This is a genomic window from Cupriavidus plantarum (assembly GCF_905397285.1).
Classification (GTDB): domain Bacteria; phylum Pseudomonadota; class Gammaproteobacteria; order Burkholderiales; family Burkholderiaceae; genus Cupriavidus; species Cupriavidus plantarum.
Genome location: NZ_CAJPUX010000001.1, coordinates 1,421,009 through 1,446,388 on the forward strand (window position 1 = coordinate 1,421,009; position 25,380 = coordinate 1,446,388).

Here is a 25,380-nt window from a genome sequence, read left to right on the forward strand (position 1 = left end):
GTGCTCCAATACTGTGTATTCGTACAGTTACTGTGAATATATACAGTATTGGGCGTTTTTCAAGTAGGAAAGTTCCGCCCCGCCCGGGTGCCCCGCCTGACCTCAGAACCGATGGCGAATCCCGATCACCGCGCCAAACTGGTTCTGGCCGGCGGCCACCTGTTCCGACGTGTTCACCAGCGTCGTCGCGGCCGGGTTCAGCGAGGGGCCGAAGCCGGTCAGGCTCAGGTTGGATCCTTCGCGGTTGCGTGTGAAGCCGAGCACCGTGTACACGTCCGTGCGTTTCGAGAACGCATAGGAGCCCGAGAGGACGAAGCTGTACGGATCTCCGCCGCTGTTGCGGACGTCCGTGTAGTAGGCCGCCCCCGTTACCGAGATCACCGGCGTCAGCTGGTACTGCATGCCGGCCCAGTAGAGGTTGGTGCGCAGGGTGCTCGTCGTGAAGTCGCCGTAGTACCAGCGGTAGCCGATAAACGCCTTGGCCGGGCCGAACGTGTAGGTGCCGGCAATCGCCGCGCGGCGTTCGCGGTTGTCGTCGGTGGCCCGCGAGCTGCCATGGAGGTCGTCATAGACCACGCGCAGGGCAAGCGGACCCGACGCGTAGCCGATCGCGGCGCTCATTTCGCGGCCGGCCTTATAGTCGCCCGGAATTTCGCCGCCGGCGCTGCTGTCGTAGCCCGTGCTGTAGAGCAGGCCGTAGTAGATGCCGCCCGTCTGGCCGAAGAACTTGGCCGAGTTGTCCGAGCGGCTCGACATCCAGCGGTCGTGCATCAGCAGCGAATACCGCGTGGCGATGGCCATCGGGTCGAAGGCGTTGGAGAAGTCGTAGACCAGATTCTGATGGCGGCCCAGGCTGAGCGTGCCGTAGCGCTGCTGCAGACCGACGTAGGCCTGACGCCCGAACAGCCGGCCGCCCTGGTTGGCGTTGCCGGTATCGGAATCGAATCCGTTTTCGAGCAGGAACACCGCGGCGAGGCCGTCGCCGAGGTCCTCGCGGCCGCGCAGGCCCCAGCGGGAGGTCGACAGGTTGCCCGCCGACATGCGCACCACGGCGGCGCTGCTGTTGCCGGCGCGCGGCAGGTGGTTGATGTATTCGATGCCGTCGTCGACGACGCCATAGAGGGTAACGCCGCTTCCCTGGGCGGAAGCGAGGGCTGGCAGCATGGACAGTGCCGCCAGGCAGGCATGATGGGTTTTCATTATCGGGGTCCTTATTGTGGCAGCCTCGCATGCGTCCGGATGGGCTCGATGCACGCGGGCCGCCCAATGTAACGGCACGGATTCGTTACGTCATAGGCCAGTTTTGTCGACACAGTATTTCTGCCCATGAACAATAGGAGCCCTTGCGGCCGGCTGCCACCATCCCCACTTTCGCGCCCCCCGTTTCAACTTTGCCCGGTCACCTCGATCAATGCATCGACGACGACCGCGCCGTCCGGCCCGGCCATCACGGGGTTGAGGTCGACCGAGGCAATCGCGCCACGCGCGTCGTGAACCATCCGGCCCACATCGGCCGCCAGCCGGCACAACGCTTCCATGTCGATCGGCTTGTCGCCGCGCACACCGGACAGCAGGGGCGCGATGCGCAGCGACGCGAGCGCGCGGCCCACGGCCGCGGGGCTTGCCGGGGCCAGCAGCAGCGCGGTGTCGCGCAGCACTTCCACATACTTGCCGCCGTCGCCTACGAGCAACACCGCGCCGAACGTTGGATCCCAATGCGCCCCGACCATGAGTTCGCGCTGGCCGCGCGTCATGCGCGCGACGATCACGCCTTCGCACTCGGCCTGCATCCCGGACAGCGTGCGCGTCTGCGCGTCGAACGCCTGGCGGATGGTCTGCTCGTCGTTGCAATGCAGCATGACCAGGCCATGCTCGCTCTTGTGCGGGACTTGCGGTGAACTGGCTTTTACGGCGACGGGCGCGCCGATCCCGCGCCACGCCGCCACGGCTTCGTCGGCGGTGCGGCAGAGCGCGTGCTCGACCACGCTGATGCCGGCGTCCGCCAGACGTGCGAGGCTCGCGGCCTCCGAGAGCGTGCGCGTGTTGCCGTCATGCGCGCGCGAGGGCAAGGCCGTGACGGTCGGCGGCTCCTGCGCGACGGTGCGCAGCAATGCCTGATGGCCGGTCAGCTGCTGGAAGGCGGCCAGCGCATCGGCCGCGTTCTGGAATGTTGGCACCCCGGCCGCGCGGAACACGCTGGCCACGGATTCCTGCCATGCGGCCACCGCGATCGGCTTGCCCGCGTTGTCGGCGAAGTGCGCCGCATCGCGGGCAAAGCGCGGCACGTCGTAGCCCATCCCCGCGACGGGGATATCGAGCAGGAAGAGATCGGCGGAAGGATCTTCGGCGACCACCGGCAGCACGTCGCCGAATAGCGCGCTATTGGTCAGCAAGGCCGCGGTGACATCGACGGGGTTTGCCGTCGCGGCGAAGCCGGGCAGGCGTTCCGCCAGAGCGGCCTGCGTGGCGTCCGAGAGCGGAGCGATCGACAGGCCCAGCGTATCCGCCGCGTCGGCAGCCATCACGCAGCTCGCGCCGGAATTGCTGACCACGACGAGCCGGCGGCCCGACGGCTGCCAGCCGCGCAGATACAGCGGCGCGCAACGCGCCAGCGCATGCGCGTCGTCCGCGCGCCAGATGCCATGTCGCGCGAGGAACGCGTCCACCGCGCGGTCTTCGCTGGCCATCGCGCCCGTGTGCGAGGCGGCCGCGCGCTGGCCCGCGCCGGTGCGGCCGGCCTTGACCGCGACCACGGGCACGCCGCGCGCGCGGGCCACCGCGGCCGCCTGCGCGAGCGTGTCCGGGTCGGACAGGCTTTCCAGATACAGCAGCAACAGTTTCACGTCGGGGTCGTGGGCCACGGCCAGCGCGAGTTCGCTCACGGTGACGTCGGCCTGATTGCCGGTGGCATGCACATGGCGCACGCCGATGCCCTGGCTCCGCAGGAGGCCATAGACCATCGCGGCCATGCCGCCGCTCTGGCTCACCACGGCGACGGGGCCGTCCTGCGGCGGGACTTCGATGAACATGGTCGAGAAGCTGGCCACGGCGCCATTGCCGAAATTGGCGAGGCCCTGGCTATTGGGTCCGACGATGCGCAGGCTGGCGTCCCGCGCGATGCGCACCATCTCGTCCTGCTGGCGTTTGCCTTCCTCGCCGGCCTCGCCGAAGCCCGATGCGATCACGATCGCCGACTGGACGCCGAGGCGGGCGCAGTCCTTGACCGCCTGCACGGCGGCGTCGCCCGCCACGACGATGATGGCGAGCTCCGGCACGGTGGGCAGGGCGTCGAGCGACGGGAACGACGGGATGCCCTGAATCGTCTCGCGCTGCGGGTTGACGGGGTAGATGGTGCCCGCATAGCCGTGCTGGCGCATGTAGTAGATCGGCCGGCCGCCGATCTTGTGGATGTTGTCGGAGGCGCCGATCACGGCGATGGAGGCGGGCGAGAGCAGGGCGTCGAGTTGAGTCGGCATGTCGTGTGATCTGTGTTCGTATTGCGTGTCGGGTTAGAGAAAGCGCAGCAGGGTGCCATCGCCGAACGGCATGAACGACGCGCGCACACGGTCGCCGATGCGTACGCCGGGCGCGGCATGGGCCATCACGCGCGGGCCTTCGTCGAGCGTGGCCAGGACCAGCGTGTAGGGCGCGAGCTCGCGGAATGCGTCCGTGGGCGCGCGCGATACCTCGGTCACGGCGAATACCGTGGCGGACCCGCTCGCATCCTTCCAGTGCAAGTCGGCGCCCCCACATGCGCGGCACGCCAGACGCGTCAGCGGCTGCCACGCGCCGCATGCCGCGCAGCATTGATAGCGAACCACGCCCGCGGCGAGGCCCTCGGTGTAGGGATGCGTCATGCGGTCTCCAGAATCAGGCTGACATGCGACGACAGCACGCCGCCGTCCGCATGGAAGAGCGCCCGGGTTTTGGGCGCGATCTGCCGCTCGCCGGCGCGACCCGCGAGTTGACGGCTCGCCTCGGCCAGATGCATGAGGCCGCCGGCCACGCCCGAATGGCCGAACGCGAGCAGGCCGCCATGCGTGTTGAGCGGCAGCGCGCCATCGACGCCGAAGTCGCCCACGCGCAGCCGGTCGATCGCGCGGCCACGCGGTGCGATGCCGAGTTCCTCGAGCAGCATCACGAGCGTGATCGTGAACGAGTCGTAGATGGCGAGCAGGTCGATATCGCCCACCGTACAGGCCGCCTCGGCAAACGCGCGGCGCGCCGCATCGGCCGCGCCGGAGTTCATCACGCTGTCCATGGCGCTCAGATGCTGGTGCCGGTGAGCCTGTCCCGCGCCGGCAATGCGCACGGGCGTGCCGGCGCCCGGTTCGGCCGACACCACCACGGCCACCGCGCCGTCCGAGATCGGACAGCAGTCGGAGAGCCGCAGCGGCGCCGCGATCCACTTGGCCGCGAGCGCGTTCTCGAGCGTCATCGGCTCGCGCAGATGCGCGTCGGGATGGCCGCCCGCATGCCGGCGCATCAGCACGGCGAACTCGGCCAGTGCATCGGCATCCAGCCCGGTCTCGTGCAGATAGCGAGAGGCCAGCAATGCGTAGTAGGCGGGGACCGAGGCGCCGTTGGGCACTTCGATGGCGGGTTCGCCGACCTGCGCGAGGGTTTGCATCGACTGGTCGCGGCTCTGTCCGGAGAGCCGGTTCTCGCCGGCCACGACGAGCACATTGCGGCAGCGGCCCGCGCGCACGAGGTCATGCGCGAGCATCGCCATCAGCCCGCCCGTCGCGCCGCCGCCGGCCATGCCGTGGGCATAGGCGGGTGAGAGCGATGCGGTCTCGCAGAACAGGTCGGCGAGCATCAGGTGCGGCAGGGTCGTGGCATAGCCGCACAGCACGCCGTCGACGTCCTCCCGCCGCAGGCCGGCCTGATCGAGCGCGACGGCCGCGGCGTCCGCCATGAGCGTCAGCGGCGTGCTGCCGGGCAGCCGGCCGAAAGGCGTGTTGCCCACGCCGCGTACATAGCTGACTGTCATCGGGTTATTTCTTCATCAGGGGGCATTGGGATTTGGACGCGGGCATGAAGGCCTGGTCGCCCGGCACGGTGGCGAGCACCTTGTAGTAGTCCCACGGATACCGGGACTCGTTTGGCGCCTTGACCTCGAACAGGTACATGTCGTGGATCATGCGGCCGTCCTCGCGGATGCGGCCATTCTTCGCGAAGAAGTCGTTGATCGGCATCGACTTCATCTGCTTCATCACGGCGGCGGTGTCGTCGGTGCCTGCGGCCTGCACGGCCTTGAGGTAGTGCGTTACCGAGGAATACACGCCCGCCTGGCTCATGTTGGGCATCTTCTTGACCTTGTCGAAGTATTTGCGCGACCACGCGCGCGTCTGGTCGTTCATGTCCCAGTAGAACGCCTCGGTCAGCACGAGCCCCTGCGCGGTCTTGAGGCCGATGGCATGGATGTCGTTGATGTACAGCAGCAGGCCGGCCATGCGTTGCGCGTTGTTCCGCGTCAGGCCAAACTCGGACGCCGCCTTGATGGCGTTGACCGTGTCGCCGCCCGCGTTGGCGAGCCCCACGACCTGTGCCTTGCTGGCCTGCGCCTGCAGCAGGTACGACGCAAAATCGCTCGCGCCGGTGGGATGCCGCGAGGCGCCGAGCACGGTGCCGCCGGCTTCCTGCACGACCGTCGTGGCGGACTGCTGCAACGTGTGCCCGAACGCGTAATCGGCGGTCAGGAAGTACCACGTCTTGCCGCCACGCTGGACCATCGCCTTGGCGGTGGTGTTGGCCAGCGCATAGGTGTCGTACGCATAGTGGATGGAGACCGGCGTGCACAGGTCGTTGGTAATGCGTTCGGTGCCGGGGCCCGAGAACACGACGATGCGGTTTTTCTGCTTCGCCACGTCGAGCACGGCAAGGGCGGGGGCTGACGCGGCCACGTCGAGGATCGCGTCGACGTGGTCCGTATCGAACCACTCGCGCGCCTTGTTGGCCGCGATGTCGGCCTTGTTCTGGTGATCCACGACGACGAGCTCGATCTTCTTGCCGAGGACCTTGCCACCGAAGTCGTCGATGGCCATCTGCGCCGCGGCGGCGCTGCCACGGCCGGTCACGTCGGCGTACAGGCCGCTCATGTCCAGCAGCAGGCCCATCTTGACGACGTCGTCGGAAATGCCGGGTTTGGGCTGAGCGATGGCCTCGGGCATTGTCAATGCACCGGTGGCGGCCAGCGCGATGGCGGCGATGGCCTTGCGGGCGAAGGGAATACGCATGATTGTCTCCTCGGCTTTCTTGTTGGATGTCGCTAAAACAGCAATTAACGGCCAAACATTGGGTTTGCCCACCAGCCCGCACCGTCCACCTATGTGGCGAGCAGGCGCGCAGGCGCGCGGCAATCAGACGGTAGCGATCGGCGTCGCCGGCGACCCGACTGCGCCGGGGAGCCGCAATGGCGGCGCGGTCAGCATGAACCGCGTGCGGCCGTTCGCGCGCAGCCAGTCGGCAAGCTCCTGGAGGTACCAGAGTTCGCCGAGGGGGAGGCCGAGCTTGAACAGGCAGTGGTGGTGCAGCGGCAGCATCGGATGCGTGGTTTGCCCGGCGGGCGCTGGCCGGGCGGGAAAGCGCTCCACGGCGTAGTTGTCCGCGACGAGCGCGGCAATGCCCGCGTCGGTGATCCACTGGAGCAGCCGTTCGTCGCGCCCGTCGAGCGCGCAGCAGCTGTGGTGCAGGACCTTCTCGTCGGGATCGCGGGCCATGGACAGCACGACCTCGGCAAAGCCCGTGCGCAGCAGCAGCATGTCGCCGGACTCGACCTCGGCGCCGGTCGCGTCCATGGCGCGCATCAGGTCGTCGTAGCCGATGTCGCGGAAGTCCGTGCCATACACCTGCGCGAGGTCGACGAGCACGCCGCGGCCCTGCATGCCCTTGACCGCAAAGTTCTCGATGCCGAGCGCATCGGCGTGGCTGTGGTCGTGGCCGCACGGGTGCGCGGAGAAGCCGTCATCCTCCGCATACTCCATCGGGCCGACGATATGGTCGTTCGCGCGATAGCCGTTGTAGTAGACGCGTTCCGGACGGCCGTCGCCGTCGGCGTCGAACAGCGCGCCGACGTGGGCGAGCGAGTCCCACTGCGTCGAATACTGGAGCGAGAGCAGCACCTGATCGTCGCTGATCACGTCGGTGGCGGCGGGGTGCACCTTCGCCAGCGGAAAGTTCAGGTACGGCGTGTCTTCGCGGAACGTCGGCCGCAGCACGGGAGGGTGCCGCCGGGGATTCAGCTTGTTGCCGCCGGGATAGTCCAGCGGCAGCGACAGACAGAAGCTGAGACCAGTCTGAATCTCGCGCGCGCCCTTGACCACCTGCTCGGGGCCGATCAGGTTCACGCGTCCCAGCTGATCGTCGGGACCGAAGTCCCCCCAGTTGGAACCTTCCGGACGTTGTTTCCAGCGCATGCGGTCAAGCCTCCTCGATGGTCGTGGTGGTGGTGGTGGGTTGGGGAGCAGGCGCGCGGCCACGCCAGGTGGCGCAGATCGCCTCGGCCTCCCGGCGCAGGGCACGGGCGATGACCGCCTCGCGCTCGGTAATGCGTTCGTTGAGCGCCGCCATGCTGATCGCGCCCAGCGGATAGCCATTGGCATCCGGCAGCGCGATCGCGATGCCACCCATGCGCTCGACCACGACGTCCAGCAGGACCGCGTAGCCGCGCTCCCGCGTAGCGTCGATATGGCGGCGCAGCACATCGGCATTGAGCCGCGGATAGCGGCGGAGCGAGGGCGCGATGCAGCCCAGCACCGTTTCGACTTCTTCGTCGGGCAATGCGGCGAGCAACGCGAGGCTGCCCGCACCCACGCCAAGGGGACGGCGGCTGCCGATGTCGAGATAATTCGCGCGGATGGGGAACGTGCCCAGGCGCAGTTCAATGCAGACCGACTCCCAGCCGCTGGGCACGGACAGGATTGCCGAGTCCTCGAAGGCATTGGCCAGCCGGATGAGCGCGGGCCGCACAACGGGACGCAGATCGAAACGGCGCTGCGCGGCGGACTGGAGCGTCAGCCATTCGCGGCCGGGCGAGAACGCCTTGGTCTCGGGGTCGCGTTCGACGAGGCCTTCGGACACGAGCGTCTCCAGCAGCCGGAGTGCCGACGCCTTGTCCACGCCAGCCGCGGCGGCGACGTCGGTCAGCCGCGTATGGCGCGTATCCGAGAGCGCGCGCAGCAGCCGGCAGGCCTTCTGCAGGGACGTGCTGGGTACCGTCACCGTGTCTCCTGTTTTTTTGGAATTTCGCCGGATGAAACTCTTGGCAACGCGCATGACGCGAGTCGGCGGCGGCTCCTTTATGGCCCGCACGTGGCGTGCGCGGGCGTCAGAGGCACGTTATAGGCGATGGACTGCACCGCGTCATCATGCGGTGCATCATAGTTTTGCGGAATGAAATTATTGCGGCGTGAAACGGCTGGCTCATTCGCCCAGAAATTCGGCAAGTAGCTCGAGGCCTTCGACGTGGTCCGCGACGACCTTGGCAATGACGGCCAGCGGAATAGCCAGCAGCATGCCCCAGGTGCCCCAGAGAAACGTGAACAGCAGCAGCGCGACGAACACGGCGACAGCGTTCATGCGCGCCATGCGGCCCGTCATCCACGTCGTCACGACGGATCCGATGAGCGTGGCAATGAGCAGCGAGCCGCCCGCAGCGATCGCGGCGATGCCGAGCGTGCCGAACTGCATGAAGGCGGCCACGCCCAGGCAGATCGCGATCAGTACGGCGCCGAAGTAAGGCACGAGGTGCAGCGCGGCAGCGGCGACGGCCCATGTACCCGCATTGTCCATGCCGAGCCATTTGAGCAGCAGCCACGTGCAAAACCCCAATGCCGCGTTGGTGACGAGCAGCATGAGCATGTAGCGCTGGATCGACCGGTTGATCTCCGCGAGCATATGCACGCTGATCTTCTTCTGGCTGATGGTCTTGCCGACCATCTTCACGAACTTGCGCTTGAACATGTCGCCGCCGAGCAGCAGGAACCATGTCAGGAACAGCACGGCAGTCATCTGCGCCAGCATCGAGAACACACCGGCGGAGCCAAGCCAGAGCACATTGCTCAGACCGTCGCTGGACCGCTCGACGACGACCTGCGGCGCCCGCGCCGGCGCGGGCTGTCCCGTGCCGCTGAGCACCGTGGCGGCACGCCGCACTTTCTGGATCATCGAATCGTCGCCGGACATGAGCGCGCCCAGAGAGCGCGACAACTTGCGTGCAATTTCCGGTAGCCGGTCGACGATCGACTCGATCTGGCCTTGCAGCAGATACGCGAGGCATGACAGCAGCGTGCACATCGCCAGCAGGACGAAGGTGGCCCCGACGCTGCGCGGTACGCGGACGCGCTGCAGGCCCGCCACGAGCGGATCGAGCAGATAGGCAAGGACGATCGACATGACCACGGGAACCAGGAAGGTGCGCGCCGCGTGCAAGGCATACAGCGAGGCAAGCGTGGCGAGGATCACAAGCGCGATGCTCGCACGCCGCACATAGCGGGCGGACGCCTCGTCCTCGACGGCGACGGGCGGTGTCACGACCGCGGGGGGTGGCGTTTCGACACCGCTCACTGGCTGAGTATCCGGTTCCGGCATGATTTCCGGCGGGGTGGGCGGGGAGGGCGGAGAAGGCGGCGCGGGCGGCGCAAGGGCGGACATGATGGCGATCGATATGGGAGCGGCACGGGCAAGATGCCCTGCTAACACCATAGCCAAACCGATGCCCCGCGGTGTCGGCGCGTCGCACCTCGCCCTGTAGGACGGCGGCGGAAAAGAAAAAAGCCCGGCAGGACATGACCGGGCCAACAAGGGAAACGGCGCGAAGGCGCCGCGGTTAGCGTGCGCTATCCGCGGTCCTCGGTATGTGTACGGGCGTGCGGGTGCGGGTGGGGCGGACCAGCGTGCGGCAGGGTGTTTGGCTTGAGCACATGCTTGCGCAGCAGCGGGTCATTCTTCAGCACCCAGCGGGCGCCGTAGGCCAGTGCAACGATGCAGGCGAGCATGTACGCAACGATCGCGGTCAGAGTCATCATGTTTCTTCACGGATGAGAGTTGCGACCGCGAAACTCACGACAAACAACGACGAAAGCTGGCGGGCCGGAATGTGACCCGGATTGTAGGGAACGGCGCTACGCTTGGCGTCTGAATCTTTTTGTAGGCCGATCTAAGCACGGCTAATATCGGCGGGATTTCTGATCGTCATGGCGCGTGCTGTAAGCGGGGTGTAAGTAACCCGCGCGGGTGAAGACATCGGACGACGCTCATCAACCGTAGCACCCGAGGTCGTACTGCTGCGTGCGTAGCGCGCGATGGCTGTCGCGATAGCGGCGCGCGCCTTCCCATGTGGGCGATTCCACGATGGCGCGTTCGCTCGCCCGAAGCTGGAACTCGAGCATCTGACACTCGGCCCAGAAGTTGTTCTGCGCGATGCGATACCGTTGCTGATCGAGCGTCCACTGCGCGTCGCGCTCGCGTGCCGCGGAGGCCAGCACGCGCGCGTAGGCGGCGTCCTGCTGGCGCGACGCCGGCGTGCTGCGAGGCACAGTGGTGATGTTGGCCTTCATGCCCGCCGTGATATTGGTGTATCCCGCCGGGCAGGAGCCGTTCTGATAGAGGATGCCGTCCGGCCCCTGACATTTGGTGACGGCATGCGCCACGTTGCCCGTAAGCAGTAGCAATAAGGACAAGACGAGCGAGCGGGCCATGGCGAATCCTCCGGGGCGATACCGATGCCCTCAATGTAGGCAGCGATTGCCGGGTTCGCCAGTGGGAACGGTCCGACAGGCCGCTCATCCAGCGAGCAGCCGGTATCGGACGGATATCTCACCGCCGCGAGGACTTCAATACGTGATCTTCGCGTTCAGGCTGATCGCGCGCGGGTCGGCGGGCTGCATGTAGTCGGCGTACTGGAAGCCCCAGAACCGCTTGTTGGTGAGGTTGGCGAGCACCGCCCGCAGCGTGATGTCGCGTCCGGCAAGCCGCGTTTGGTACGTCGCCCCCGCATTGAACACGGTGTAGCCGCCGAGCGCGATGTCATTGGCGGGGCGCAGCTTGACACTGCCGGTGTACTTGCCGTCCACGCCAAGGCGCAGGCCGGGGACGAACGGCACGCGGTATCCCACCGCACCGGCGAGCACGAGCTGCGGCGCGCCGGCGACGCGATGGCCATTGTTCGCCGCACCGCGCGCATAGCGCGAATGCAGGTACATCGCGCTCGCTTTGACGTCCCATTGACCAAAGCGGGTATAGCCATCCAGTTCGGCGCCCTGGTACACCTCGAGCCCGTCCTGCGCCATGTAGTCGCCCTGGCGATACTGTGCGCCGCGTTCGAGGCGGAACAGCGCCGCCGTCCCAGTCCAGTGATCCCGGTCGGTCTTTGCCCCGACCTCGTACTGGCGGCTGCGAATCGGATCGAGCTGCTGTCCGAAATTGGCGAGGCTCGGGTCGCTCACCTGCGTGCCCGGTTCGAGCGATTCGACATAGCTGGCATAAAGCGTGGTGCCCGGGTCGGGCTTGAACATCAGCGCGGCCGTGGGCGACATCACGCCGCTCTTGCTGTACACGCTCTTCGTCGCGCCGCCGCGGTGGTAGTAGTGCTGCGAAAAGTTCGTGTAGCGCACGCCGGCCAGCAAGGCCCAGCGCTCGGTGAGTTGCATCGTGTCCGAGACGAACGCCGCCTTTTGCTCGATGTCGCTCGAGCGGTACATGACGAGCCCGTCCGGTGTGTAGAACACGTTCGTGTTGGGCTCATTGAGATTGCCCGTGCCCAGCAGGAAGAAGCGACCCGTGCCCCGGCTGTACGCGTTACGCTGCTTTTGCCCCGAAACGCCCGCCACGATCTGGTGCCCGACCGGTCCTGTGCGGAACCTGCCTTCGGCCATCGCCTCGACGTAATTGAACTGATGCCCCTGGATGCCGTAGTAGCGATAGTCGTCGTAGTTGCCCGCGGCATCCTTCAGTTGGAACGATGACTCGTTGCGGTTGCGCCATTGTTTGGAGAAGCTGTAGCGCGTGCTCAGCGTCCAGTCCGGGGACAGCGCGTAGCGGAGGCCCGTCGTATAGAGCTGGAGGTTGGTATAGAGGTGCTGGTCAGGGCCTGCGAACCTCCCGCCGCGCCCGGTGACGGCGCCGGGCAACTGCTTGCCGTGGATCGCGTAGGTCGCGAACGTCGGGGTCTGGCCCCAGGCATTGCGATCTTGATAAATACCGTCGAACGTCCATGTCAGGGCGTGCGTGATACGCGCTTCGAGTCCCAGCGATGCCGCGTTGCGGTTCATGCCAACCGCGTTGGCGGGCTTGCCTTCCTCGTGCGTGAGGTTCACGCGATAGCCGAATCTGTCTTCCGGGCCCACGCGTCCGCCGAGGTCGAGATGCTGGCCCCACAGATGCGCGCTCCGGTAACCGGCATCGATGCTGGCTAGCAGCGGCTGACCGGCCGCGGGCGCCTTTTTGGTGACGTAGTTGATCGCGCCGCCCGGCGCCGCGAAGCCGTACATGAAGGCCGCCGGCCCCTTGAGCAGCTCGACTTGTGCAAGCTGTTCGTAGGGCAGGGTGTTGCCGTAGCCGACATACGGCATGCCGTTGATGCGAAAGCCGCGTTGCCAGTCGAGCGGCACGCCGCGCACGGTCAGATACGAATTCCACGCGCTGTTGGCGTTGCTGTTGTCGGTGACCGAAGCATCGAGCGCGAACACGTCCCCGAGCTTGGTGACCTGGCGGTCGTCGAGGTTCTCGCCGCTGACGATCGTCGTGGAGAACGGCGTGTCGAGTTGCGAGCGGCTGCCCAGCGCGCCGTTGGCGAAGGGCATGTCCAGCTGCTGGCCCCGCGTATCGGTCGCCGCGAGCGTCGGCGCGCTGACGGTCACGGCGGGGAGGGTCGGCAGTTCGCCCGCGTGGGCCATCGCGGCACCGCCAAGCGGGCAGCCCGTCAGGAGGGATAGCCGGATCAGGGCCGCGAGCGGACGAACGCGGGGGGCGGGCGCGTCCGCGCGCGCCGGCATGGAATGCAAGCTGGATCTCATCTTCGGTTGGCTCTTGAAGAACGAAGCGTCGCGGATGCGAACGATTCGCGTTTTGGGAGCCCCGAATGTTGCCTATCCAGCAGGCATGGCGAAATCGGAGATCTATGAAATTTGGCGCGCAATCGCGCCTAACACGTCAGCTATTTGCGGCAATTCCGGCTAACATTTCGGAAATTTCGTACACGATGAGCAGAAGAATCTGTGGGGATTCCTATCCATGGCCGGGCCCGAGCGTGGCCTCGATCGCGCCGAGCAGGTCCTGAAGACGCAGCGGCTTGCCGCAGACCGCATCGAACCCCGACTCCAGCGCGACGCGGCGGTCCTGTTGGCGCGTAAACGCAGTCAGCGCGATGGCCGGCACACGCGGCAGCGATTCGAGCGTTTCCCGAATGCGGATGTCGCGGATCAGGTCGTTGCCATCGCGCCCGGGCAGCCCGATATCGCTGATCACGAGGTCGGGCGTGGCCTGATGGATGTGCGCGAGCGCCTCGTCGCAATCCCGCGCGCAGCGGACGCGGGCGCCATAGCTCGTAAGGATGGTCGAGAGCGCGGTGGCCGCATCGGCGTCATCCTCGACGACGAGGATGTCGAGCGCGTGGAGCGGCACCGGCTGCTCGGTCAGTGCCGGCTGTTTGCGGGCCGCATCGGCGTCCGCGCCCCGGGCGGTATCGTGCAGCGGGATCGTGACCTCGAAGGTGGAGCCCTGGTTCTCGCCAGCGCTGCGCGCGAGCACCGAGCCCCCGTGCATCTCCGCCAGATGCTTGACGATGGCGAGTCCAAGACCGAGGCCTCCGTGCTTGCGGCGGTTGGCATCGTCGCTCTGCGTGAAGCGGTCGAACAACAATGGCAGGAATTCGGCGGAGATGCCGCGCCCCTGATCGACCACGGCGACCTGCATCGCATCGCCTTCGCCACGCGCGGTCACGCGCACGACGCCGCCTTCGGGCGAGAACTTGATGGCGTTGGAGAGCAGGTTCCAGAGGATCTGCTGAAACCGTGCCGGGTCGATGAAGGCCTCGTTCGCCAGGCCCGGCGCGACCTCGAGGTCGAGCGTCACACGGCGCTCCGCCGCGGACGCCTGCATGCTTTCGATGGCGCTACGGATGACGTCACCCGGATTCGTGCGTTCGCGCTCGAGCTTCATCTTGCCGACGTTGAGCATGGACACGTCGACCAGGTCGGCCACGAGCCGGCGCTGGATCGCGATGTTGCGCTCGACGGCGGCGAGCCCGCGACGGCCTTCGTCGGAGTCGATATGGCGCCCGAGCACATGCGTCCACACCGAAATCACGTTGAGCGGGTTGCGCAGTTCGTGCGACAGGATCGCGATGAAGTCGTCCTTCATGCGGTTGAGGCGCTCGACGGCCGCGCGCGCGGCCTGTTCGCGTTCGATCAGCTGCTCGCGCTGCTGCTCGAGGTTGACGCGATCCGTGATGTTGGACGCGACCGCGACCTTGACGCCAGTCTCGAGCACCGCCGAGATACTCCATTCGAAGAACGTGAGCTGGCCCTCCGCGTCGAGCAGGGGGAATGCGCCTTGCCAGCCCTGATTCGCATGGGGACCGGTGGCCTCCTGCACGCGTTCGCGCCAGGCCGGCGGGGCGAACGACATGACGGGCTGTCCGACGAGTTCTTCTGGCGGCCGGCGCAGCAGGCGCTGCATCGCGGGATTGATGTCGACGAACCGGCCATCGAGATCGATCGTGCAAATGCCGCCGATGGCCTGATGGTAGATCGCGCGGAAGCGCGACTCGGACTCGCGCAGCGAGCGCTCCGCAGCGCTGGCGCGCAGCAGCGAGGAGATCGTCGCGACGAGCACGGCCGGCTCGGCGGGGTGGATCAGGTAAGCGCTGGCGCCGGCATCGAGCCCGCGCACCTTGTCGTAGTCCTGCACGTACGTGGCCGACAGATGCACCACGGGCACCGTCGCGGTATCGGGACGGTCCCGCAGCATGCGGCAGACCTGGAAGCCGTCGATATCGGGCAGGTTCACGTCGAGCACGATCGCCGAGACGGTCACGTCCGCGCGCTGCAGCGCTTCCTGGCCGCTTTCGGCCTCGATGGTGCGGAAGCCCGCCGCGGACAGCGTGCGAACGGTGGCATAGCGCGTGACGGGATTGTCGTCGACGACGAGCACCATTGGCGCGGCTTCGCGGTCGGCATCCGGCGGGGTCGCGGATGCGGGCGAGATAGCGGACATAGCGGGATGCATCGGTTCAGTGCCCATGGCCGCCTCCGTCTACAGTGAGGTTGGCGGCGTCCCCGGCCGGCGCGGCGTAGGTGACGGGCAGCGTGACATAAAAGCGCGAGCCGACGCCGACTTCGCTCTCGAAGCCGACCTGACCGCCCAGCACCTCGGCAAGCCGCTTGCTCAGCGCGAGCCCGAGGCCGGAGCCCCGGTAGCGACGCTGCAGCGGCGAGTCGATCTGCACGAAGTCCTGGAACACGGCGCCGTGCGCTTCGGCGGGGATGCCGATGCCCGTGTCGCGGACCGAGAACGTGATGGTGGCCGGGTCGTCGCTGTGCACGGCGATGCGGACTTCGCCGCTCGGCGTGAACTTGAGCGCGTTGGAAATGAAATTGCGCAGGATCTGCGACAGCTTGCGGTCGTCGGCGAACAGCTTCGGGATATCGTTCGGCTCCTCGAAGATGAGCGACACCTCCGGGTTGGTCAGCACGGGCTTGAACATGCCGCGCAGCGCGTCGAACAGCGCCACCATGTCGAACCACGCCGGCGAGACATCGACGCGTCCGGCCTCGAGCCGGGCGAGATCGAGCAGGTCGTTGACCATCTCCGCGAACTCCGAAGCGGTATCGCGGACGAACTTGACCTGCCGTTCCTGCTCTGTCGTGAGGGGCCCGTCCACGCGGTCGATCAGCAGCCGCGTGATGCTCTGGATCGCCACGATCGGCGTGCGGAACTCGTGGCTCATGTAGGCCAGAAACCGGCTCTTGAGTTCGGTGGCCTGGCGCAGCTGGTCGGCCTGGATATCGAGTTCCGAGTACAGCGCGAGCACGCCTCGATTGGTCTCCTCCAGTTCCGCGCGCAGCGCTTCCACTTCCTGCGTGCGCGCCGCCAGCATGGCCTGCAGGGTGGCGGGGTCGTGTTCAAGTTCGGGCATGTTCAGCTCTCCGCGCGGCGGATCACCACCACGGTGGCATCGTCGCGGCCACGGCAGAATTTCCAGATGACGAAGGCGGCCACGAGGGCCGGATCCCGTTGCAGCAGACTGCGTTCTTCCAGTTGCCAGCGCGATTGCACACCATCCGAGCAGACCAGCAGCAGCGCGTGCGCGGGCCACTCCATCTCCTGCTCCTGCACATGCGTGCGCAGTTGTACGCCGGCGGTGCCATTCTGCGTCAGCAGCGTGCGATCGGCCACACCGGAGAGGATACGCCCGATGACGTTGCCCGCGCCGGCAAATCGGATGCGGCTCGCATTGGCATCGAGCTGCGCGATGGCGATGGCCGCGCCACGCGTCCCGCGCAACGCGGCATGCGCCTGCTCGACGAAGCGGCTCGGACCGGACGCGCGGGGGCGGTCGAATGCGGCCAGCGCCGCGTCCGCGGCGATCGCGGCATCCGGGCCGTGACCGAGGCCGTCGGCGACCATCACCTCGGCGGTGCCGGCGCCGATCGAGACGCTCCAGCCATCGCCGCTCGCGCGTTCGCCCGGGGCGGCGAGGCAGATCGCGCCAACGGCGAAACCGGTCAGGCGCCGCGGGGCACCGCTGCGGTCGCGTTCGCGATAAAAGCGCGCCAGCACCAGCGTGCCGTCACCGTGCTGCGAGTGAATATCGAAATCGTCGGCCATGCGCTGGATGGCGCCGAGGCCCTGGCCCGCGGTGCCCGCGGACGAATGGCCGTCGCGCATGCAGGCCTGGATGTCCGCGATGCCGGGGCCCTGATCCATCGACACCAGTTCGATGGCCACGCTGTCGCCGATCGTGCGCGCGCCGATCAGCAGCCGTCCGCCTACCGCGTGGCGCAGCAGGTTCTTCCCGAGCTCGTTGACCACCACGGCGAGCCGGCCCGACTGGATCGCGTCGAACGCAAGTCGCGAGGCGAGGTCGGCGGCGAACCGGCGCGCCTCGCCGACGCGGCTCGGATCGCCCATCGGAAACGCGACGTGGGGGCCGTGGGTGCTATTTCCACCGAGTGATGCTGACACAGGTCCCCTCGCCAACGTTCGTACGGATGGCAAATTCGTTTACCAATCGCTTGCTGCCCGACAATCCCATGCCGAGCCCGCCACCCGTGGTCCATCCGTCGACCAGTGCCTGCTCGACGTCCGGAATGCCGGGCCCTTTGTCCTCGAAATGGAGGCGCAATCCTTTGCGCGTCGCGTCGCCGATGACCTCCCAGCGCATATCGCCGCCGCCGCCGTACACCACGGTATTGCGCGCGAGTTCGCTGGCCGCGGTAATCATCTTGGTCTGTTCGACGAGGGAGAACTTGAGGGCGACGGACAGGCTGCGCACGATGGCGCGCGCCTGCACGATGTCGCGCTCGTCGCGCAGGGGCGTGCTGCCGGTGGGCGCCATCGCGCCGCTTGGCTGGCCGGCGGGTTGACCCGTCAGTAGGGCGCTCATGTCAATGATCCCGGGCGGCGTCGAGCATGGCCATGCCGCGCTCCACATTGAGGGCGGTGCGCACGCCGGCGAGCGACAGGCCCAGTTCCACCAGCGTGATGGCCACCGCGGGCTGAATGCCCACGACGACCGTTTCCGCGCCGAGGATCCGCGCGATGCCGGAGATGCTCACCAGCATGCGGCCGATGAACGAGTCCACCATCTCCAGCGCCGATACATCGATCAGCACGCCCCGCGCGGCGGTCTTCTCGATCTTCGACGCGAGGTCTTCCTGCAACTGCAGGGCGGTCTGGTCCTGCATGTCGATCTGGATCGTCACGAGCAGGAACTTGCCCATGCGCAGGATTGGAATGCGTTCCATGTCGGCTCCCGCTCAGGCGCTGCGCGTGACCGTATGGCCCGTGCGGCGCATCGCTTCCGCCAGCGCGTCGGCCAGCGAGGACTTGGTCTGGATGCCCTGCAGGTCGATGCCGAGATGCACGATGGTCTGCGCGATCTGCGGACGGATGCCGCTGATGATGCTTTCCGCGCCCATCAGGCGGATGGCCGTCACCGTCTTCATCAGGTGCTGCGCGACGAGCGTATCGACAGTGGGCACGCCCGTGATGTCAATGATCGCCAGTTCGGAGCCTGTCTCCACGAGGCGCTCGAGCAGCGTCTCCATGACGATCTGCGCGCGGCTGCTGTCGAGCGTGCCGATGACGGGTACCGCGAGCACGCCTTCCCACAGCTTGATGACTGGCGTCGACAGTTCCAGCAGCTCGTGCTGCTGGCGCGCGATGATGTCTTCGCGCGAGCGCTGGTAGGCGGACATCGTCCACTGCGCCATGCGATCGACGATCGAGGACGCGGTCCACAGCACCTCGATCTGCTTATCGACCTCGCCGCGATGGCGCTGCAGGCCGTCGAAGATCGGCCGCTTGATGGCGAGGACGAATGCACTGGTCACGTCGGCGGTCTCGCCCTGTGCGGCGCGCGAAGCCGACAACTGCGACAGCGTCTCGCGCAGCGCGGACCAGGGTCCAGCCTCGAAGCTGGCTGCATCGCCGTCGTTGCGAACCCCCGCTTCCAGTCCCTTGAGGATCGCGGCCTGTTCCGCGGCCAGATTGTTGCTGATGCCGCGGCCACCGGCGTTCAGGTGATACTCGGCGGTCCAGCTCTTGACGATGGCGTCCTGTTCGTCACGAAGCAGATCGGCGAGGCGCTGGTTTTCTTGTCGCATGGAGAGATTGGTATTGAATTTCGGGCAGGACCGGTACGCGCTGCGCGGTGGCAGTCGTCCGGACGGGGACTACGGGCATCGAAAACCATTCTAGGTGGGATTGATAGTTCACACTATCGGCCTCCGGCTGATTGACGCCGCAACCGAATTCAGAGTGAGTCCGTAGCGTGTGCATTTTAAGGCATATTGTCGGAATGCGCCGACAATATGAGCGGAACGCAACCGCTGGACCGGTGCCCCGCATGCGGCGGCACAATATATACGGACGCGACGATACCGTCGCGAAGGAGGGCCGCCGGTCATGGAGACCCAGCAGACCGCAGACCTGGTGGTGGCACGGCCCGAAGGGTTGTACTGCCCACCCGGCGATTTCTATATCGATCCCTGGCGTCCGGTCTCGCACGCCGTGATTACGCACGCCCATTCCGACCACGCGCGTTTTGGACATGGCCATTACCTGTGCGCCGAGCCGGGCCGCGGCGTGCTCCTCGCCCGGCTGCCCGGCATCACGCTCGATACGTTGCCGTATGGCGCGCGCATCGTGCATCGTGGCGTGACGCTGAGCCTGCATCCCGCAGGGCATGTGCTGGGTTCCGCGCAGGTGCGGCTGGAGCACGGCGGCCGTGTCTGGGTGGCATCCGGCGACTACAAGGTGGAGGACGACGGCACCTGCCCGCCGTTCGAGCCCGTGCGATGCGATACGTTCATCACGGAAAGCACGTTCGGATTGCCGATCTATCGCTGGCCCGCGCAGGCGACGCTGATGGCGGAGATCTTCGACTGGTGGCGCGTCAATGCCGAGGCCGGGCGCGCGAGCGTGATGTATGCCTACGCGTTCGGGAAGGCGCAGCGCATCCTGCATGGTTTGATGACCCATGCCGGGTCGGACGTCGCGCTGCCGGGGCCGATCATCGCGCATGGCGCGCTGACTTCGCTGAACCAGGCCTATCGGGAGGCGGGCGTCGCCTTGCCGCCGGTAATGCAGGCCGCGGACCTTGCGCCGCGGAGCCCCGCGTTGCGCCGGGCGCTGGTCATGGCGCCGCCGTCCGCGCACGGTTCTCCGTGGCTGCGGCGGTTCGGCGACGCGTCCGATGCGTTCGCGAGCGGATGGATGCAATTGCGCGGCACTCGGCGCCGGCGCGGCGTGGACCGGGGCTTTGCATTGTCCGACCATGCCGACTGGCCCGGGCTGATGTCGGCGATCGCGGCCACCGGCGCCGAGCGCGTGATCGTGACGCACGGCAACGTGCCCGTCATGGTGCGTTATCTCTCGGAACGCGGCTGGCGCGCGCAGGCGTTCGATACCGCCTACGGCGACGAGGAAGATACCGATGCGGACGTGGCGGGCGGCACGGCGGAAGCAGGGGCGGAGGCGCCGCCCGCATGAAAGCCTTTGCCGACCTGTACGCCGCGCTCGACGGCACGACGTCGAGCAATGCCAAGCTCGCCGCGCTGGTCGCCTACCTGCGGCAGGCGCCGCCGGCCGACGCCGCCTGGGCGGTGTTCTTCCTTGCGGGCGGCAAGCCACGGCAGATCGTGCGCGTGGCCGCGCTGCGCGAACTCGCGCAGCGCGCGGCGGGTCTGCCCGAGTGGTTGTTCGAGGAGAGTTATCAGGCCGTCGGCGATCTGGCCGAGACCATCGCGCTGCTGCTGCCGGACCCCGTGCAGGCCGACGATGCCGGACTGGCCGAATGGGTGGAGCAACGCGTGCTGCCGTTGCGCGGCCTGCCGCCGGACGAGGTGGCTCAACGGCTCGACGCGCTGTGGCGGCCGCTGGACGCGCGCGGTCGCCTCGTGCTGTTCAAGCTGATCACGGGCAGCTTCCGCGTCGGGGTATCGCGGCTGCTCGTCACGCGCGCGCTTGGCGCGGTGGCCGACATCGATCCCAAGCGGGTAGCCGAGCGGATGGTCGGCTACACCGATCTCTCGGCCCGTCCCGATGCCGAAAAATTTCTTGCCCTGATCTCGACGGCCGATGACGACGTGACGACGCGCGGCGGCCAGCCCTATCCATTCTTCCTTGCGCATCCGCTGCAGGCGCCCATCGAGACCTTCGATGCGGCGCTGGGCAAGCCATCGCACTGGCTCGTCGAGTGGAAGTGGGACGGCATCCGCGCGCAGCTCGTGCGCCGGCAGGGCGACACCTGGCTCTGGTCGCGCGGCGAGGAACTGATTACCGAACGGTTTCCGGAGCTGGCCGAAGCGGCGTCGCTGCTGCCCGACGGCACCGTGCTCGACGGCGAGATCGTGATCTGGAAGGACAGGCAGGTACAGCCGTTCGCGCTGTTGCAGCAGCGCATCGGCCGCAAGACGCTGGGCGCGAAGCTGCTGCGCGATGCGCCGGCCATCCTGATGGCCTACGACCTGCTCGAATGGCGAGGCGAGGACTGGCGCGGGCGCCCGCAGGCGGAGCGCAGGGCGCAACTGGAGCGCGTACTGGAAGCCACCGTGCATCCCGCGCTCGAACTCAGCCCGCTCGTGGAGGCCGATAGCTGGGAAGCGTTCGGGACGCTGCGCGAGGCGTCGCGCGACATGGGCGTGGAAGGGTTCATGCTCAAGGCGGCCGATGCCGCCTACGGGGCGGGGCGCACCCGTGACGTCGGCGTGTGGTGGAAATGGAAGATCGATCCGTACACCGTCGATGCGGTGCTGATCTACGCGCAGCGTGGACATGGGCGCCGCGCAAGCCTCTATACGGACTTCACCTTCGCCGTCTGGAATGGGCCGCCCGATACGCCCGATCGCGCGCTGGTGCCGTTCGCCAAGGCATATTCCGGCCTCACCGACGAGGAGATGCGCAAGGTGGATGCGATCGTGCGGCGTACAACGGTCGAAAAGTTCGGGCCCGTGCGCAGCGTGGAACCCACGCAGGTGTTCGAGCTGGGCTTCGAGGGGATCGCCCGCAGCACGCGCCACAAGAGCGGCATCGCGGTGCGGTTTCCACGCATGCTGCGATGGCGCACGGACAAGCCCATTGCCGAAGCCGACACGCTGGCTACGCTCGAAGGCATGCTGCGATCGGCGCCCGCGGAGGATGCCGCATGAGCGCGCTCGCGGCGCGGATCGAACAGTGGTTCGCGGGGCGCGGCTGGACGCCGTTTGCGTTCCAGCGCGAGGTATGGGACGCCATCGGCGCCGGCCAGAGCGGGCTGCTGCATGCCACGACGGGCACGGGCAAGACCTATGCCGCGTGGCTCGGCGCGCTGCTCGTCTTCGCGGACAGTTCTGGGGATACGGATCAAGCGTCCCCGTCGAAGTCGGACGCCGCCCCCCTCACGGTGCTGTGGCTCACGCCGATGCGCGCGCTCGCGGCCGATACCACGCGCGCCTTGCAGGCGCCGCTAGGGGAGCTTGGCATTCCGTGGACCGTGGCGCTACGCACCGGAGACACCAACAGCGGCGAGCGCGCGGCGCAGGCCAGGCGGTTGCCGAGCGCGCTCGTGACCACGCCGGAAAGCCTCTCGCTGATGCTCACCCGCGCCGACGCGCGGCAGACGCTCGGCCGCGTGAAACTGGTCGTCGTCGACGAATGGCACGAGCTCATCGGCAACAAACGCGGCGTGCAGACGCAGCTCGCGCTTGCCCGCCTGCATCGCTGGCAGCCCGCGCTGCGCGTGTGGGGGCTCTCGGCCACGCTCGGCAACCTCGATCATGCCAGCGACGTGCTGCTGGCGGGCGTGCCACCCGCGCGGCGCGTGCGCGTGCGCGGCCACACGCCAAAGGCGCTGACGATCGATACGCTGCTGCCCGACCGGGCGGGGCGATTCCCCTGGGCAGGCCATCTGGGGCTCTCGATGCTGCCGCACGTCGTGCGCGAACTCGAGGAGAGCAGCACCACGCTCGTGTTCCTCAATACGCGGTCGCAGGCGGAAATCTGGTATCAGGCCGTGCTCGACGCGCGGCCCGAATGGGCGGGCCAGATCGCGCTCCATCATGGTTCGCTCGATCGCGCGACGCGCGAATGGGTCGAGGTGAGCCTGAAGCAGGGTGCGTTGCGCGCGGTCATCTGCACATCGAGCCTGGACCTCGGCGTCGACTTTCTTCCGGTCGAACGCGTCTTGCAGGTCGGCTCGCCGAAGGGCGTCGCGCGGCTGTTGCAGCGGGCGGGTCGCTCGGGCCACGCGCCCGGGAGGACCTCGCGGGCCACGGTGGTACCCACTCACAGCCTCGAACTCGTGGAGGCGCTCGCCGCGCGGCATGCCGTCGCGGCGGGGCGCATCGAGGCGCGCGAATCGCCCGACAAGCCGCTCGATGTGCTGGTCCAGCATCTGGTGACGGTGGCGCTCGGCGGCGGCTTTCGCGCGGAGGAACTGCTGCGCGAGGTGCGGACCACGTGGGCCTATCGCGGTCTGACGGACGAAGAGTGGCGGTGGTGCCTCGACTTCGTGCGGCAGGGCGGGCAGACGCTTTCCGCGTACCCCGACTACCGGCGTGCATTGCCCGACGACGACGGTGTCTGGCGCGTGCCCGACGCCCGTCTCGCGCGCCGCCATCGGATGAGCGTGGGCACCATCGTGAGCGATGCGACGATGCAGGTTCGCTACTGGTCGCGCGCGGGCTCGGGCGGTGCGTCGCTTGGCAGCGTGGAGGAGGGCTTTATCGCGCGGCTGGCGCCGGGAGACTGCTTTCTGTTCGGCGGACGTCTGCTGGAGCTCGTGCGGGTGCACGAGATGACAGCGTACGTGAGCCGCGCCACCGGCCGCAAGCCCGTGGTGCCGCGCTGGAACGGCGGGCGCATGCCGCTTTCGACCGAGCTCGCGGAGACCATGCTCGACATGCTCGAAGCGGTGGCCGGGCGGCAGCTCGATCCGCGCGAGACACCGGAATTGCCGCTCATCGAGCCGATCGTCGAGCTCCAGACGCGATGGTCCGCGCTGCCAACGCGGCATACGCTGCTGGCGGAGAGCCTCCATTCGCGCGAGGGGTGGCATCTGTTCCTGTATCCGTTCGCGGGACGGTCGGTGCATCTGGGGCTCGGCAGTCTGCTGGCGTGGCGGTTGGGGCAGAAGGTGCCCGCCACGTTCTCCGTCGCGGTCAACGACTACGGGCTGGAATTGCTGACGCCACCGGAGATCGACTGGGGCCAGCTGCTGCCCGAGGTGCTGGCCGAGGAGACGCGTCGCGACCTGGCGGCCGACGTGCTCGGCAGCCTCAATGCGGGCGAACTGTCGCTCAGGCGTTTTCGGGAGATTGCGCGCGTGGCGGGATTGATCTTCCAGGGTTATCCGGGCGAGGCACGCAGCGCGCGGCAGTTGCAGGCGTCGTCGAGCCTCTTCTATGAGGTGTTCCGCAAGCACGATCCCGATAATCTGCTGCTCGGACAGGCGGAGCGAGAAGTCCTGATGCAGGAACTCGATGCGCACCGCCTTGGCGCCACGCTGGCCCGGCTCGCGGCGTTGCCGCTCGACCTGCGCGTGCTCAAGCGGCCCTCGCCGTTTGCATTTCCGCTCGTCGTGGAATTCCTGCGGGAGAAACTGACGACCGAAAAACTCGCCGACCGCATCGCGCGGATGCTCGCCGACCTCGAACGGGCGGCCGGTCCCGCCGACGGGGCAGTGGCGATATCCGCGAAGAGTGCGGAAGAAAACGCGGCGAAGAATGTGGCAAAGAATGTGGCAAAGAATGTGGCAAAGAATGTGGCAAAGAATGTGGCCAATGGCACCGGGACGCGAGGCAAGAAAAGCGCGCAGGATCCGGCGCCGGATGCCGATACTGTGGCGACGGTGGCGCGCTTCGGCATGAGCGACCACGCCGGCGGCAGCGGGCCGCGCAAGCCCAGGCGCGCACGCAAGCCTTCGAAGCCGTTGCCGCCGCTATGACGGAAACCGCCGCTTCGACGGAAGCCAACCTCATCGCCTCGGGCGCCGTCGCCATCGACGCGGCCGGCGAAACGTTATGGCTCCTTCCCGACCCCGCGATCTGGTGGCCCGCGCGCGCGATGCTGCTCGTGGCCGACGTCCATATCGGCAAGGCCGCATCGTTCCGCGCGCTCGGCCAGCCCGTGCCGGCCGGCACCACGGCCAGCAACCTCGCGCGGCTGCGGTCGCTCGTCATGCGCTATCGCGCGCGCGAGCTCGTATTCCTTGGGGATTTCCTGCATGCGCGCGCGGCACGCACCGCGGCGGTATTGCTGGCGTTGCAGGACTGGCGCAGCGCCTTGCCGCCGGAGCTGCGGATGACGCTCGTGCGGGGCAATCACGACCTGCACGCCGGCGATCCGCCGCCGGCGCTATCGATCGACGTCACCACCGAGCCCCACGTGGCGGGACCGTTCGCGCTCTGCCATACACCGGGGGCCTCGCGCGCGGGCTACGTGCTGGCCGGCCATTTGCATCCGGCGTTCCATCTGCGCGGCCGCCGAAGCGCCGACAGCGTACGGCTGCCATGCTTCGTATTCGGACCGGAAGGCGCGATTCTCCCCGCGTTCGGCGCATTCACCGGCCATGCGAGCGTGCGCGCCGAGCCGGGTATGCACCTCTATGTGATCGGCGATGGACGTGTATGGCCCGTCCGGCAAAACCTACCGGCAGGGCCTGCGCGCGACATGTAA

21 protein-coding genes and 1 pseudogene are annotated in these 25,380 nt (G+C 67.5%); 5 read left to right on the forward strand and 17 right to left on the reverse strand.

Annotated elements, in window-relative coordinates; genetic code table 11:
* Positions 1 to 102 precede the first annotated feature (102 nt).
* From KHP16_RS06585 to KHP16_RS06600, 4 genes are all read right to left on the reverse strand, one after another.
* Positions 103 to 1,200: a porin gene (locus tag KHP16_RS06585; protein WP_211959779.1), complete on the reverse strand. Its 1,098-nt coding sequence runs from the start codon at positions 1,198 to 1,200 to the stop codon at positions 103 to 105.
* Positions 1,201 to 1,385: 185 nt separating this feature from the next.
* Positions 1,386 to 3,476 carry an acetate--CoA ligase family protein gene (locus KHP16_RS06590; RefSeq protein ID WP_211959780.1) on the reverse strand — a complete coding sequence of 697 codons (2,091 nt, stop codon included), beginning with the start codon at positions 3,474 to 3,476 and terminating at the stop codon, positions 1,386 to 1,388.
* 33 nt (positions 3,477 to 3,509) lie between these two features.
* Positions 3,510 to 3,857, reverse strand: a complete 348-nt coding sequence (locus KHP16_RS06595; RefSeq protein ID WP_109581200.1) for a Zn-ribbon domain-containing OB-fold protein — start codon at positions 3,855 to 3,857, stop codon at positions 3,510 to 3,512.
* Complete coding sequence (locus tag KHP16_RS06600; RefSeq protein WP_211959781.1) at positions 3,854 to 4,993, reverse strand: thiolase family protein; 1,140 nt, start codon at positions 4,991 to 4,993, stop codon at positions 3,854 to 3,856. The genes KHP16_RS06595 and KHP16_RS06600 overlap by 4 nt, the downstream gene beginning before the upstream one ends.
* A gap of 14 nt (positions 4,994 to 5,007) precedes the next feature.
* On the opposite strand from KHP16_RS06600, the gene KHP16_RS28660 reads away from it, so the two are divergent.
* Positions 5,008 to 5,079, forward strand: coding sequence for a hypothetical protein (locus KHP16_RS28660; RefSeq protein WP_407935564.1), 72 nt, complete (start codon positions 5,008 to 5,010; stop codon positions 5,077 to 5,079).
* 44 nt (positions 5,080 to 5,123) lie between these two features.
* On the opposite strand, the pseudogene KHP16_RS06605 reads toward KHP16_RS28660, so the two are convergent.
* From KHP16_RS06605 to KHP16_RS06665, 13 genes and pseudogenes are all read right to left on the reverse strand, one after another.
* Positions 5,124 to 6,239: pseudogene (locus tag KHP16_RS06605) on the reverse strand (ABC transporter substrate-binding protein); the annotation flags it as partial.
* 123 nt (positions 6,240 to 6,362) lie between these two features.
* Positions 6,363 to 7,418 carry a cyclase family protein gene (locus tag KHP16_RS06610; protein WP_211959782.1) on the reverse strand — a complete coding sequence of 352 codons (1,056 nt, stop codon included), beginning with the start codon at positions 7,416 to 7,418 and terminating at the stop codon, positions 6,363 to 6,365.
* 4 nt (positions 7,419 to 7,422) lie between these two features.
* Positions 7,423 to 8,223: an IclR family transcriptional regulator gene (locus KHP16_RS06615; RefSeq protein ID WP_211959783.1), complete on the reverse strand. Its 801-nt coding sequence runs from the start codon at positions 8,221 to 8,223 to the stop codon at positions 7,423 to 7,425.
* A gap of 201 nt (positions 8,224 to 8,424) precedes the next feature.
* Entirely contained in the window at positions 8,425 to 9,567 is a 1,143-nt protein-coding gene (locus tag KHP16_RS06620) for an AI-2E family transporter (RefSeq protein ID WP_244835660.1), read from the reverse strand.
* Positions 9,568 to 9,839: 272 nt separating this feature from the next.
* Positions 9,840 to 10,028: a hypothetical protein gene (locus KHP16_RS06625; protein WP_115952214.1), complete on the reverse strand. Its 189-nt coding sequence runs from the start codon at positions 10,026 to 10,028 to the stop codon at positions 9,840 to 9,842.
* 231 nt (positions 10,029 to 10,259) lie between these two features.
* Entirely contained in the window at positions 10,260 to 10,700 is a 441-nt protein-coding gene (locus KHP16_RS06630) for a hypothetical protein (RefSeq protein ID WP_179593003.1), read from the reverse strand.
* Between the two features lie 135 nt (positions 10,701 to 10,835).
* The gene (locus KHP16_RS06635; RefSeq protein WP_211959996.1) at positions 10,836 to 12,995 is read right to left on the reverse strand and encodes a TonB-dependent siderophore receptor; all 2,160 of its coding nucleotides are present in this window, start codon (positions 12,993 to 12,995) and stop codon (positions 10,836 to 10,838) included.
* Between the two features lie 232 nt (positions 12,996 to 13,227).
* A complete protein-coding gene (locus KHP16_RS06640) occupies positions 13,228 to 15,243 on the reverse strand; it encodes a hybrid sensor histidine kinase/response regulator (protein ID WP_244835661.1) in 2,016 nt (671 codons plus the stop codon).
* Positions 15,233 to 16,138, reverse strand: a complete 906-nt coding sequence (locus KHP16_RS06645) for a sensor histidine kinase (RefSeq protein ID WP_208648198.1) — start codon at positions 16,136 to 16,138, stop codon at positions 15,233 to 15,235. The genes KHP16_RS06640 and KHP16_RS06645 overlap by 11 nt, the downstream gene beginning before the upstream one ends.
* A 2-nt stretch (positions 16,139 to 16,140) precedes the next feature.
* Positions 16,141 to 17,133: an ATP-binding SpoIIE family protein phosphatase gene (locus tag KHP16_RS06650; protein ID WP_109581191.1), complete on the reverse strand. Its 993-nt coding sequence runs from the start codon at positions 17,131 to 17,133 to the stop codon at positions 16,141 to 16,143.
* A 28-nt stretch (positions 17,134 to 17,161) separates the two neighbouring features.
* Positions 17,162 to 17,608: an ATP-binding protein gene (locus tag KHP16_RS06655; protein ID WP_373561893.1), complete on the reverse strand. Its 447-nt coding sequence runs from the start codon at positions 17,606 to 17,608 to the stop codon at positions 17,162 to 17,164.
* Position 17,609: 1 nt separating this feature from the next.
* Positions 17,610 to 17,969 carry an STAS domain-containing protein gene (locus tag KHP16_RS06660; RefSeq protein WP_109581190.1) on the reverse strand — a complete coding sequence of 120 codons (360 nt, stop codon included), beginning with the start codon at positions 17,967 to 17,969 and terminating at the stop codon, positions 17,610 to 17,612.
* Between the two features lie 12 nt (positions 17,970 to 17,981).
* Entirely contained in the window at positions 17,982 to 18,830 is an 849-nt protein-coding gene (locus KHP16_RS06665; protein ID WP_109581189.1) for an STAS domain-containing protein, read from the reverse strand.
* Positions 18,831 to 19,131: 301 nt separating this feature from the next.
* Here KHP16_RS06665 and KHP16_RS06670 point away from each other — a divergent pair, with 301 nt between their 5' ends.
* The 4 genes from KHP16_RS06670 to pdeM are packed head-to-tail and all read left to right on the forward strand — an operon-like array spanning position 19,132 to position 25,380.
* Positions 19,132 to 20,217, forward strand: a complete 1,086-nt coding sequence (locus KHP16_RS06670; RefSeq protein WP_121490968.1) for a ligase-associated DNA damage response exonuclease — start codon at positions 19,132 to 19,134, stop codon at positions 20,215 to 20,217.
* Positions 20,214 to 21,875 (forward strand): ATP-dependent DNA ligase, encoded by a 1,662-nt coding sequence (locus KHP16_RS06675; RefSeq protein ID WP_211959785.1) that lies wholly within the window; start codon positions 20,214 to 20,216, stop codon positions 21,873 to 21,875. Before KHP16_RS06670 ends, KHP16_RS06675 begins: the two co-directional genes overlap by 4 nt.
* Positions 21,872 to 24,649, forward strand: a complete 2,778-nt coding sequence (locus KHP16_RS06680; protein ID WP_211959786.1) for a ligase-associated DNA damage response DEXH box helicase — start codon at positions 21,872 to 21,874, stop codon at positions 24,647 to 24,649. Before KHP16_RS06675 ends, KHP16_RS06680 begins: the two co-directional genes overlap by 4 nt.
* Positions 24,646 to 25,380, forward strand: coding sequence for a ligase-associated DNA damage response endonuclease PdeM (gene pdeM / locus KHP16_RS06685; protein ID WP_211959787.1), 735 nt, complete (start codon positions 24,646 to 24,648; stop codon positions 25,378 to 25,380). Before KHP16_RS06680 ends, pdeM begins: the two co-directional genes overlap by 4 nt.